9 protein-coding genes are annotated in these 11,943 nt (G+C 57.8%); 8 read left to right on the top strand and 1 reads right to left on the bottom strand.

Going from position 1 to position 11,943, the window contains the following annotated elements; translation table 11 throughout:
- Positions 1-41: 41 nt before the first annotated feature.
- Positions 42-1,205 (bottom strand): hypothetical protein, encoded by a 1,164-nt coding sequence (locus Q1K23_RS04850; protein ID WP_300362902.1) that lies wholly within the window; start codon positions 1,203-1,205, stop codon positions 42-44.
- A 414-nt stretch (positions 1,206-1,619) separates the two neighbouring features.
- Between Q1K23_RS04850 and Q1K23_RS04845 the strand changes: the two genes are divergently transcribed.
- The 8 genes from Q1K23_RS04845 to Q1K23_RS04810 all read left to right on the top strand — a co-directional run bounded on the left by Q1K23_RS04845 (position 1,620) and on the right by Q1K23_RS04810 (position 11,782).
- On the top strand, positions 1,620-2,288 hold the full coding sequence (locus Q1K23_RS04845) for a response regulator transcription factor (protein WP_300362900.1): 669 nt from the start codon (positions 1,620-1,622) through the stop codon (positions 2,286-2,288).
- A 1-nt stretch (position 2,289) separates the two neighbouring features.
- Positions 2,290-3,711, top strand: a complete 1,422-nt coding sequence (locus Q1K23_RS04840; RefSeq protein ID WP_300362899.1) for an ATP-binding protein — start codon at positions 2,290-2,292, stop codon at positions 3,709-3,711.
- Positions 3,712-3,938: 227 nt separating this feature from the next.
- Positions 3,939-4,577 carry a 4Fe-4S dicluster domain-containing protein gene (locus Q1K23_RS04835; RefSeq protein WP_300362897.1) on the top strand — a complete coding sequence of 213 codons (639 nt, stop codon included), beginning with the start codon at positions 3,939-3,941 and terminating at the stop codon, positions 4,575-4,577.
- A gap of 1 nt (position 4,578) precedes the next feature.
- Complete coding sequence (nrfD, locus tag Q1K23_RS04830) at positions 4,579-5,478, top strand: NrfD/PsrC family molybdoenzyme membrane anchor subunit (protein WP_300362896.1); 900 nt, start codon at positions 4,579-4,581, stop codon at positions 5,476-5,478.
- A 13-nt stretch (positions 5,479-5,491) separates the two neighbouring features.
- Positions 5,492-8,782 (top strand): molybdopterin-dependent oxidoreductase, encoded by a 3,291-nt coding sequence (locus Q1K23_RS04825; RefSeq protein WP_300362895.1) that lies wholly within the window; start codon positions 5,492-5,494, stop codon positions 8,780-8,782.
- 189 nt (positions 8,783-8,971) lie between these two features.
- Entirely contained in the window at positions 8,972-9,622 is a 651-nt protein-coding gene (locus Q1K23_RS04820; RefSeq protein WP_300362894.1) for a molecular chaperone TorD family protein, read from the top strand.
- Positions 9,619-10,833 (top strand): 4Fe-4S binding protein, encoded by a 1,215-nt coding sequence (locus Q1K23_RS04815; protein WP_300362893.1) that lies wholly within the window; start codon positions 9,619-9,621, stop codon positions 10,831-10,833. Before Q1K23_RS04820 ends, Q1K23_RS04815 begins: the two co-directional genes overlap by 4 nt.
- A 94-nt stretch (positions 10,834-10,927) precedes the next feature.
- Positions 10,928-11,782, top strand: a complete 855-nt coding sequence (locus tag Q1K23_RS04810; RefSeq protein ID WP_300362892.1) for a hypothetical protein — start codon at positions 10,928-10,930, stop codon at positions 11,780-11,782.
- The last annotated feature ends 161 nt before the right edge of the window (positions 11,783-11,943 follow it).

Below are 11,943 nucleotides of genomic sequence, written 5' to 3'. Positions count from 1 at the left end.
GAGTTGTGGAAAAGGCCACGGCGCGCGGGGCGCCGTAGGTTTTACCAGTGGACTTCGGTCGTGAACATATATTTGGTGCGTTCTATGTTGTTGCCGCCGTCGTCCTTGTTGTCGTCGTCGATATCGAAGATATTGACGATGAACTTGACATTCTTGTTGTAGGTGTAGGCGGCTCCGGCGATGAGGCCGTTGCGGGTGAGGTCGTTGGCATTATACTCGAAGTTGTCGTAACGGGCGAAGACAGCCCATTTGTTTACCGGGCGGAACTCCCCGTTGATGCTCCAGCCGTCATGGTTTTCATCGTCGGCGTAGTTTTCGTAGTTGATATACATACCGGCGAGCAGGAACATGGGCCGGTTGTAGACCGCGTGGATACCGTACCAGTCGTACCCCTTCTGGTTGTTGATCTGGCCGGTAAAGGAGAGGTCGAGGTACTCGTCTTCGGTCGCGTGAACATGCTTTCTGCCCGTTCCGAGGATGTTGGCAGTCAGGCGCCATTCATAAGAGAGGCTGTCGCCGTCGTGCTTGTGGTGGTAGCCAGATCCGTTGTAGACGCCAAGTTCCGAGCTGAAGTAGTCGGTTTTGGTTTTGAAGTTGACGCCAAGATCGGCCGAGTCGGTCAGGTGCGCGCCTCCTTCGCTCTCTTCGATAAAGGTTTTGGCGACGGAGCGGTAGAGCCATCCGTGGTGCTCTTCCCAGTCGATCCAGGGGCGGTGCGCCTGCCCGAACTCAACGCCGGTATACGGGATGTAGTCGGCGAGATCGAGGTAGATGTAGGCGTATTTCAGGCGTACTAGCCAGCTGCCGTCGGCATCCTGAAAGGTGTCGAGGGTGGTGCGGAGGTAGTCGGTGTCGTTCCAGTAGGCTTTGACCTGAAAATAGTTTCTTCTCGTTTCGAATCTGCTCGTATCGGCGTCGGCCTCGGTTCGGTCGTCGGTGAAAGTGTAGCCGATATAGTGGGTACCGCTGAATTTCAGAGTGGGCACGCCGGATTTTACCTTGACACCCAGCTCGCTTTTGACATCTTTCTTGATGGTTTTATCAAGTTCGTCCTTGCTGACGAATTCACCCAGTTTGATACGTCCTTCACCCGGTTTGGTGTAGATCGCGCCGGTGTCGGGGTCCTGATAGAGTGTAACGGACGCGGCGGAAAGCGAACCGGCCAGGGCGGTGATGGTAGCGAGAGAGAGAAGTGCTTTTTTCATGTGGATCCATCCTTTTCGTTAGGAAATTTTATCTTATGGTTCTTTAACCGACTATAAGTGGAAACCCCGATACTCTTTCGATCATGTGGTTTTGACTTTCAATCATGAAATTCTAAAAAAGGTTGGATACAGAACGGTTACAGAGAATATATCCGATGATGTTTTCCTTTTTGAGTGCGGATTCAAAGTGTTATAATCGCTGTTACCGAATTGTTGTTTTTTTTCGCTTTGGAGAAAAAGGATTTTTATGCTTTCGAGTCGTCGGAAAAATTCCGGTTTTAAAAAAGAGATGTCCGAAGATCCAGAAAAATCGGATACGACTATGCCCGTGTCGGTCCTAAAGATCGGGTCTGTCTGTGGGGGTGAGGGTGATGCCGTTTTTTTCGGGATCGGCAGGAAATCGGGAAATTTCAAATGGCATTGATCGTCGTCATCGAGGATGAACGGGATCTTCTGGATCTGTTGGAGTACCATCTGGTGAAAGAGGGTTATGAGGTTTTCGCTTCCGTTTCTACGCAGGCCGTGGAGAAACTGCTGGAGGAAGAGATGCCCGACCTCATGATCGTCGACCGCAATCTTCCGGGAGTGGAGGGGAGCGAATTCGTATCGAGGCTGCGTGAGCGGGGCATCGATGTTCCCGTCATTTTCCTGACGGCCAAGGCGGCCGACCACGAGATCGAAGAGGGGTTTCTGCGCGGCGGAGACGACTATGTGACCAAACCTTTCAACTTCAGGGAGCTGATGCATCGGGTGCGGGCCATACTGCGGCGTAGCAAACCCGAAGAGAGCGATATCGTACGCTACCGGGATATCACGATACGTCCCAGGAGCCATGAGGTTTTCGTGGAAGATCGGAAAATCGACCTGACCAAGCTGGAGTACGACCTGCTGCTGGAGCTGGTCAAAAACAGAAACGTCGTCCTCTCCAGGGAGCAGCTTCTCGAGCGTGTCTGGGGAGGTGCGGGAGAGTATCAGGTGAAGACGGTCAATGTCGCCGTCAACCGCCTCAAGGAGAAGATCGACCCCGACAAGAGCAAGGACTACATCAAGTCGGTCCGGGGTGTGGGGTACCGGGTAGACTGAAATGGGTGCCGTCAAACGCTATTTCAAACTTTCCCAGATCTTTTTCGTCAACTTCATTCTGCTGCTGGGCGGGGTCCTGGCGGTGGCGTCGCTGGTGATCTACTACTCCGTCAGGCAGATCGAGATCAAACAGTACACCAACCAGCTCAAGAGCGAAATCGCCTATGTGCGGTCCAGACTCGACGAGGGCAAATCCCTCGACCTCGCGGCGAGGGAGATGAGCGAGATCATGGGCCGTCCCCTGCGGGTGACGCTGATCGCTCCGGACGGAAAGCCGCTTTTCGACAACGAAGCGGACCCGAGAGAGATGGACAATCACGCCAACCGTCCCGAAGTGATGCAGGCGCGTCGCGAAGGGTTCGGAATGGCGGTACGCTACTCCCATACCGTCAAAAACGACCGGATCTACGCGGCGAAGGTCATCCGATGGAACGGCAAACCGGCGATTCTTCGCCTTTCGGTCTCTCTGGATACGGTGATGCGCGACTTCAAAACCCTCTGGCTGCGTATGGCGCTGATCTTTCTGGCGGCACTCTTCGCGGGATTTCTCATCAGCTGGATGGTGCGGCGGCGCATCGACGACGAGCTGGAGAAGATCACGGCCTATCTTCAGAAGCTGGCCGACCGGAAGTACGGGGCCGGATTCGCTCCGGGCTTCAGCGCAGAATTCCGCACCATCGGGAAGCTTCTCAAAAAGCTCGCCCGCCGTCTGGAGAAGACCGAAAAGAAACGGCGCAAATATACAGCCAAACTGCGGCTTATCGGCAAGCAGCGCAGCGACATCATCTCCGCCATCGGCCACGAGTTCAAAAACCCCGTGGCGGCGATCATGGGATACACCGAAACGCTGCTCGAGGACGACGATCTGCCCCAATCGATTCGCCGGAAATTTCTGGAGCGTATCGGAGAAAACGCCGAGAGGATCACCGCGATGATCGATCGGCTCAGTTTCGTTACCCGGCTGGAAAACAGCGAGATCGAACCGCAGGTGAGTGAATTCGATCTCTCGAAAGTGGCCCGGGACGCCGCCAACGCCCTGATGCAGAAGTATCAGGAGCGCCGTATCGTGCTGGAACTCTCTTACGTGCCGATCCGTGCCGACAGGACGATGATGGAGATGGTCGTGGTGAACCTGATGGACAACGCCCTCAAATACTCCGAAGAGGATGTCCTCGTCCGACTCGACGAAAAGAGCTTCTGCGTCACGGACAGGGGGCAGGGGATCCCCGTAAAGGAGATCGAAAAGATCACCAAAAAATACTACCGAATCGACAGAAACAGCTGGGACAACTCCATGGGTCTGGGGCTCGCTATCGTCACCTATATTCTGAAAATGCATGGAACTGCTTTGACGATCGAGTCGGAAGAGGGACGGGGTACGATCATCTGTTTCGATTTGGCTCCGATATTATCATCAAAATAAGTGAATTGTCACCCAAGCCTTACTGAATAAAAAAAGGTAATAGTACATCTTCTGTTGGATTATTACTTTTTTTTCTTTTGTTTTTCCTCTTTTCAGCTTCGATTAAAACAACTACCCATAGACTGGAAGTGTAGCAATATAGGCATTTGAACAGGTTTTTCACAGCTTATGGGATCCATAAGCTGGACGAAAAGCGGTGCCTTGCAGTTCCAAATCAGGAGGAATCTATGAAGCTTGGCTTTTTGGTAGATCTGGCGCTTTGCATGGGGTGTAAAGGGTGCGAGGTCTCATGTAAAGTGGAAAACGAAGTCCCGATCAGCATGTGGCGGCTTCGGGTCAAATATGTCGATGTGGGGACTTTCCCCGAAACGAAGCGGACTTTCACGCCGCTGCGCTGCAACCACTGCGAAAACGCGCCCTGCGAGCGTATCTGTCCGGTGAGCGCGCTGCACTATCTCGACAACGGCATCGTCAACGTCGACAGAGAGCGCTGTATCGGGTGTGCGGGCTGTGTGATGGCCTGTCCTTACGGCGCCATCTACATCGATCCCGAGACCAACACGGCCGACAAGTGTACCTACTGCGCCCACCGTGTCGCGGGCGGTCTGATGCCGGCGTGCGTCGTGGCCTGTCCGGTGGAGGCCAACATCTTCGGCGACCTGGACGATCCGGCCAGCAACATCAGCCGATACATCATGCAGCATCAGGGCAACGTCAAGGTGCGCAAGCCCGAGAAAAACACCCATCCGAAGCATTTTTACGTCAGCGGCGGCGAAGTCAACCTCAATCCGCTGGCAAGCAGGCGCGAAGAGGGGTACAACCTCTTCAACAACATCACGCATCTCAAACATATAGGAGGGCACTGAAATGGTAGAGCACGCAACGGCCGCGACGGACGCGGTGGTAACCCTCGACGTCGCGCTCCCCGGTATCGTCTGGGGCTGGATGATCACGCTCAATATGTGGGCCAAGAGTATCGGTACAGGCGTCGTGCTGGTCGGTGTCTATCTGCTGAAGAAGTACGGCGACCGGGTGGCGAGCGTCAAGACCGTGATGCCGGTGGTCTCTTTCATCTTTCTGAACATCTTTCTGCTCTTCACGCTGCTGGATCTGCATCAGCCTTTCAGAATGTGGCATATCTTCTTCTATCCCCACTGGACATCCGCCATTACCGTAGGCGCATGGCTGGCGACGATCTTCACCGGCATCATTTTCCTGATGGCGGCCGGAAAGATCATGAACAAGATCAGCGACGAGCAGTACAACAAACTGATGTGGGCGGCGTTCGTCTTCGCCATTCCCGTGACGCTCTATACGGCGACGATCATGGGCGAGGCGGCGGCCAGAGAACTGTGGCAGACACCCACCGAACTCCTTCAGATGGCACTGGCCGCCTTCATCGGCGGATCGGCGACCTATCTGATCCTGGGCATCGGTGACGAAAACGTCAAACGCGACCTGGCGATCGTCCTGGGCGTGAGCGCGACGCTGAGCTTCATCGTCTACATGGGCGAGTACTACTTCGGCGCCATGAAAGCCGAAGAGGTGGCGGCGACGATCGCCTTCGTCAAGGAGGGCGGCGCCTACCATACGATGTTCTGGGTCGGGCAGTCGATGGGGTACATCATCCCGGTCCTGCTGGTCATCGTCGGCCTGAAAAACCGCTCCGGAAGCATGCTGGCGCTGGCCAGCGTGCTGGCGCTGGCGGGCCTGTGGATAGCCAAGCATGTGTGGCTGGTCATTCCGCAATTGTTGAACCTGAGTTAAGTAGGAGATGAATATGATCAACGAACAAAGAAGAACATTTTTAAAAGGCGCGGCTTTTACGGTGGCGGGCGCCACTCTGGCGACCGGCGTCTTCGAAACGGTGGCGGAAGCGTCCAAAGAGGAGACGGGGCGCTTCACCAACACCCCCGACTCTCTGGAGTTCTACCCGCCGCTGGAGGAGTGGGACAGCTTCACCGAGCTCGACGGCGACGACTGGAAACGGGGCGGAATCGCCCGCAAGGGTGTCCGCAGCGACGACAACCCCGACGGGATCGAGGTGCACGACTACACGATCGTGCCCTGTGTCTGCTCCAACTGTGAAGCGGGCTGCGGTCTGACGGCCTGGGTCGACAAGAAGACGCTGACAGTCAGAAAATATATGGGCAACCCGCTCCACAGCGCCAGCCGCGGCCGCAACTGCGCCAAAGGGTACGCCGCCGAATCGCAGATGTACGATCCCGACCGCATCCCCTTCCCGATCAAGCGGGCCCCCGGCTCCAGGCGTGGCGAAGGCAAGTGGGTGCGTATCACCTGGGACCAGGCGCTCGAGGAGATCGGCAAAAAGATGCACGACACCCTCAAAGCGGGCGACGAGATGAGCAAAAAGCTCATCATGTACCATGTGGGCCGCCCCAACGAGAACGGCTTCGGCCACCGGGTCCCCCACACGATGGGTCTGGACGGCTACGACTCCCACACCAACATCTGCTCCGCCGGCGCGCGCCAGGGGTCGATCCAGTGGGCCAACGACGACCGCAACTCCCCCGACTGGGCCAACGCCAAACTCATTTTCCTCCAGTCCTCCCACGCGGCGGACGCGGGCCACTACTTCCAGCAGAGCGCCGGCCTGATCGCCGACGCGAGAAAACGGGGTGCCAAGATGGTCGTCCTCGATCCCCGGCTTAGTAACTCCGCCGGTATGGCCGATCTGTGGCTGCCGGTCTGGCCGGGCACCGAAACGGCGCTCTACCTCTATCTGGCCAACCGCATTCTCCACGAAAAGGACAGAAACGGCGACGACCTGATGGATCACGAATTCGTCAAAAGCTGGATCAACTGGGACCGCCTGATGGCCAACCGGGATTATCTGAAATTCATGGTCAAAAAGGGCTACATCTCCAGAATGCCCGAGGACGAGAGCTACGAGAGCTTCGTCGAGGTGATGAAGGAGCTCTACGCCCCCTACACCAAAGAGTTCGTCGTCAGGGAGTGCAAGCTCGAGGGCCAGGAGTACAAGCTCGACAAACTCTTCGAGATGTTCATCGACGCCGGTCCGAAGATCGCCACCTATATCTGGCGTTCCGGCGCCATCGCCCACCGCGGCGGTTGGATGATCACCCGTTCGGCGTTCCTGCCCCTGGCCCTTCGCGGCGCGATGCGCGGCGACATCGGCGGGGTCAGCTGGCACCACTGGCACAAGATCTCCATCGGCGGCAAGGGCGACGCGGCCACCGTCGCCGGCAAAAAAGCGCCCAAGGTCGACGTCTGGAACGAGCTGGCGTGGCCGCCGGAGTATCCGCTGAGCACCTACGAGATGAGCTTCATCCTCCCCCACCTGCTGATGGACGAGGAGTGGCAGAACAGCTGGCGCGCCAAGGGGCTCAACGTCCCGACCAAACTGGCGGTCTGGATTCCCAGGATGTACAACCCGGTCTGGATCAATCCCGACGGCTTCCGCTGGATCGAAGCCCTCAAGGACGAGAGCAAGGTGGAGATGAGCTTCAACCTCTCTCCGACCTGGAGCGAGACCAACTGGTACTGCGACTATGTCCTGCCCACCGGCCTGGCGGGCGAGCGCCACGACCAGCAGTCCGAACCCTCCAAGCCCGAGCAGTGGACGGCCTTCCGACAGCCCGTACTTCGCGTGGCGCTCGAGAAGATGGGCTGGAAGCCCAAAGTCGAGCACCGCGGTACCCTGGAAGCGCATGTCAAGGCGGGTCTGGGCGAGATCTGGGAAGAGAACGAGTTCTGGGCGGAGCTTCTGTGCCTGCACGTCGATCCCGACGGCAGCCTGGGTGTGCGCAAGTACTGGGAGTCTAGGAAAAATCCTGGCAAACCGGTGACGATGAAGGAGTACTACAACGCCGGATTCAGCCTCCTGCCCAACCTCAAAAAGGCGGCGGAGAAGGCCTACCCCCACAGCGAATACCCCTGCTACGAATTCATGCGGGACCGCGGCGCCTTCACCGAGAAGACCGATGTCTACAAACCGCAGGAGAACGAACTGGAGTTCGACGGCACCTACTACCACGCCCACGGCCACAAATACCACGTGGACGAGGTGGAAAAAGACCGCTTCGGCGTTCTTTGGATCACCGACCACGAGGGGCGCAGACGCTCCATCGGCGTCGAGGTCGACGGCAAGCTCTGCGAGGGTTTCCACACCCCCGACAAGAAACTCGACCTCTTCTGCGAATGGCTCATCGACTGGAAGTGGCCCGAATACGCCCTGCCGATCTACCCGCGCAACCCGCGTGAGTACGACAAGATGATCCACGTGGTCAGCCAGGTGCACCACCGCTACATGGGTGCGGACAACGAATTCGCCCTCAACACGGTCTTCCGGCTGCCCTACAATATCCATACCCGCTCGGTCAACTCCAAGCACCTGATGGAGATCAGCCAGAACCACAACCCGGTCTGGATCCACACGAGCGACGCCAAACGGCTGGGGATCAAGCGGGGCGACGCCGTGAAGGTGCGCATCGTCGACACCGTTTCGGGCCTGGAGAGCGGCTACTTCGTCGCGATGGCGGTGCCGACCGAGGCGACGATGCCCGGCGTCCTGGCCAACAGCCACCACGCCGGCCGCTGGAAACTCAAAAACGCCGTCGAGATCCCCGGTTTCGAGCACGCCCTGGGCGTCATGGGCGTCGGGGCGCCGCTGTACGAGATGACGATGGACGGCAAGGTCGGAACCCTCAAACCCAAGCAGGGGATCGACGCCATCAAGAACCGCCCCAAATCGTGGCAGTTCAAGGAGTTCAACAAAGACCTCGACAACATCTGGTGGGACGGCCTCAGCGGCTCCTGGCAGAACGCCGTGGCCCCGGTGCATCCGGACCCGATCGCGGGCAACCATGCCTGGAACCAGAAAGTGATCCTCGAAAAGGCCGGAAAAGAGGACCAGATCGGCGATATCTGGGTCAACTACGAGAACAACATGAAGACCTACAAGGCGTGGCGAGACAAACTGACCCGCCCCCTGACGCCCGAAGACAGCGAGCGACGTCCTTTCTGGATGCCGCGTCCCGCCGTGCCTCTGAGCAAAAAGGCGTACGAATTCAAGGTCAAAGAGCTTTGATCGAGCGCCGGGGTCCGGCCCCGCGCTCTTCGGTAAACGGTGAACAGTGAAGAGTGAATGGGGAAGAGCCGAGGGGGATCGTCTCGCGACAATTTTGTATAATGTCCCGAATGGAAGGGAGCGAAGCGACCATCCGACACTTTTCACTTTTCGTTTTTCACTTTTCACTAAAAAAATAAAGGGTTTCCTTTGAACGACATTCTGACCAAACAGCTGGCCCGGATCAACCTCTACGCGCTGATTTCGCGTATCATGATGAAAGAGGTGGACGAGGATTTTTTGCGAAAGTTCGAAAGCGACGAGATGATTCTCTCCTTTTTCCCCAACTACCAGCAGTGGGAGAAACCCCGGGAGCTTTCGAAAAAGGATCTGATCGAGCGGTTTCTCGACGTCGATTTCACCAATCTCTTCGTGCTCCATCTGATACCCTACGAATCCTTCTACATGCGGGACGACCAGATGCTCGAAACCGGCGGGGCCAATCCCGTCGTGCAGATCTACAACGCGTACGATTTTCGGGTCCAGCTGGACAAAGCGCGGTCGGTGAGCCCCGATCACATCGGCATCGAGCTGGAGTTCATGTACATGCTGGCCTCCAGCGAGTACAAGGCGCTGGAGAACGAAGATTACGACGCGGCGTGCCAGATCGCCCGGATCGAGCGTGACTTTCTGCGGGACCATCTGCTGCAGTGGGCGCCGATGTTTCTGCAGAACATCAAGGCCGAAGCCGGGACGCCCTTCTACTACGACGCGGCGTCGCTGACGCTGGAGTTCATGCTCAGCGACTATGAATATCTGAACGACCTGATCACCTCCGAAGGGTGCCGCTACACCGCATGAGCACGCTGAAGTTCGATCCGGCCCGATGCGTCAGAAGCGTCACGACATTTTCGACCTGCGACGCATGCGTGACGATCTGCCCCGTGGAGACGATGAAGATCGCCGACAACGGGCTGCCCGCCTTCACCCCGTCGGCCTGCGTCGACTGCGGCGGATGCCTGGGGGTCTGCCCTTCGGAGGCGCTGACGCTGGAAAACTTCGACGCGACGGCCTTTTTCTTCGATTTCGCCGAAGGGGAGGAGAGACTGGTGTCGTGCCGGAAGAACGTCCCGTGCATCATGGCCCTGAGCGTCGAGCATCTGCTTTCGATGGCGTTCGTCAAGGAGGAGCCGGTGGTGCTGGATGTGGGGCACTGCCGCGACTGCCCCTGGAACGAACCGCTCTATACGGCCATTTTGAAGCACGTCGTGGAGGCCAACTACATCCTCGACGCGTGCGAAAGCGGCAAGGAGATACAGATTCGCGACATCGCCTACGAAGAGGAGGGGCGGGAAGAGGAGACGGAGGACCGCCGCGCATTCCTGGAGCGTCTCTCTCTCAAAGGGGCTCTGCAAACCAAACGCTCCTTCGACGAGGCGCTGGAGGCGGTCAGCGACGAGGTGAGGGAGCATACCGTCGACCTGGCGGCCGTGGCGAAGATCCGGCAGAAGGAGATTCCCGACAAGAGGAAAATCTTCTTCACGGCCCTGAAGCGCCTGCCAAAACCCGCGGCGTACCATACGATCGCCGAAGAGGATATCTCTTTCGTCTCGCAGAAATATATCGACATGGGAAGCTGTACGGCGTGCCAGATGTGCTATAGGATCTGCCCGACCGGGGCGCTCAGTTCGGACAGCCGAAACAGCAAAATTCTTTTCGACACGATGCTCTGCATCAAGTGCCGCGCCTGTCACGACACCTGCGAGCCCGACGCGATACGCCTGCAGCCGGTGTTCGAGCTGAAAGAGTTTTTCGAGCCGACCCAGCGCCTGCTGGCGCAGTTCAAAGTACTCAAGTGCAGCGAGTGCGGCGTATCCTTCAGCTCCGTCCGCGGCGAGAAGGTGTGCCCCAGATGCGCCGTGGAAGAAGCCGAAGCGCTGGAACTGTGGGGACTGGAGGAAAAGGACGACGGTGTCGTCGTTTTTCGAGAACAGGAGAGGGTGAACGGTGAACAGGATATAGTGAACGGTGAACAGGGAACGGTGAACGGAGAGGGGAAGAAGGAAAAATGATCCCTCCATTCACCATTTTCCGTTTCCCGTTTCCCGTTTCCCGATTTCCGCTTCCCGTTTCCCCCTTCCCGTTTCCCCACCCAAAAGGAGCAACATGATCGATGAGGGAATTCTGGCCAAAGAGAGCCGGATGATCGCGCTTTACGGCGCAAACGCCCAGACTTCGCCCTTTTTGAAGACGCTGAACGGAGCCTTCAAGACCCTGGGGCTGAACGACTACGCCATCGGGCTCAACATCAAGCCCGAAGATTTCGCCTACATGGTCAAAGGGATGCCGGACTCCAAAGTGACGATGGCGCTCTACGAGCCGGAGTATCAGGAGGAGGTGGTGCCTCTGCTGGATGTGGCCGACGGCTGTACGCGGCGAAGCGGCCTGTGCGACGGTGCGGTGGCCGAAGAGGGGAAACTGGCCGGGGTCTGTTTCTACCCCGAAAGCTTCGAGCGTATGCTGGCGTGCGAAGGGATCGCCGTGGCGGGAAAGAGGATACTGATCCTCGGTTCGGGCCCCGTCGCCCGTGCGCTTCTGCCGCTCTTTGGCGTCCTGGAGGCCTCTTTCGTGGAGGTGGCGGGCGAGAGTGTCGAAAGCGCCGCGGAGGCGCTGGAGGCGGCGAAAGCCTCCATGGCGGGCGTCGATACCGACATCGCCTGGTTCCGGCCCGGCATGTCGGTAGAGGCGGAGCGCTACGACCTTGTCATCAACGCCGCCGACCTCTATGCGCATGCCGACAAACGGCTGATCGACCCCCGGGGGAGCAACCCCCACCTGACCCTTGTCGATTTCGTGCGGGGCCGCAGCGCTTTCGATACCCTGGCCGATGAGCTGGGATGCCGGAAACTGGGAAATTTCCAGTGGATGACGGCCCAGGCGATCAGCGTGGCCCACAAGTGGCTGGGCGCCGAGATCGACTGCGATAAATATGAAGAGATATTGAACAATTTGGGAGTATGAAAGATGGCAGATCTGAGAAAAGAGTTCGAAAACTACATGGCCGACCGATGCGTCACCGATCAATGCGAGACGGAAGAGGACACCTACGACTATCCCGACTACGTGGAGGCGATCGACGCCGAGCTGATGCCCCCCAGTAAAAGCGGCGTCTACATCAGCCG

This window comes from Hydrogenimonas sp. (assembly GCF_029933015.1).
Taxonomy (GTDB): Bacteria; Campylobacterota; Campylobacteria; order Campylobacterales; family Hydrogenimonadaceae; genus Hydrogenimonas.
This window is presented reverse-complemented; position numbering and strand designations above follow the sequence as displayed.

Bases quoted from the DNA above. Each gene is read 5' to 3' on its own strand.
- Q1K23_RS04850 (WP_300362902.1), bottom strand. From the start codon at position 1,205: ATGAAAAAAGCACTTCTCTCTCTCGCTACCATCACCGCCCTGGCCGGT.
- Q1K23_RS04845 (WP_300362900.1), top strand. From the start codon at position 1,620: ATGGCATTGATCGTCGTCATCGAGGATGAACGGGATCTTCTGGATCTG.
- Q1K23_RS04840 (WP_300362899.1), top strand. From the start codon at position 2,290: ATGGGTGCCGTCAAACGCTATTTCAAACTTTCCCAGATCTTTTTCGTC.
- Q1K23_RS04835 (WP_300362897.1), top strand. From the start codon at position 3,939: ATGAAGCTTGGCTTTTTGGTAGATCTGGCGCTTTGCATGGGGTGTAAA.
- nrfD (WP_300362896.1), top strand. From the start codon at position 4,579: ATGGTAGAGCACGCAACGGCCGCGACGGACGCGGTGGTAACCCTCGAC.
- Q1K23_RS04825 (WP_300362895.1), top strand. From the start codon at position 5,492: ATGATCAACGAACAAAGAAGAACATTTTTAAAAGGCGCGGCTTTTACG.
- Q1K23_RS04815 (WP_300362893.1), top strand. From the start codon at position 9,619: ATGAGCACGCTGAAGTTCGATCCGGCCCGATGCGTCAGAAGCGTCACG.
- Q1K23_RS04810 (WP_300362892.1), top strand. From the start codon at position 10,928: ATGATCGATGAGGGAATTCTGGCCAAAGAGAGCCGGATGATCGCGCTT.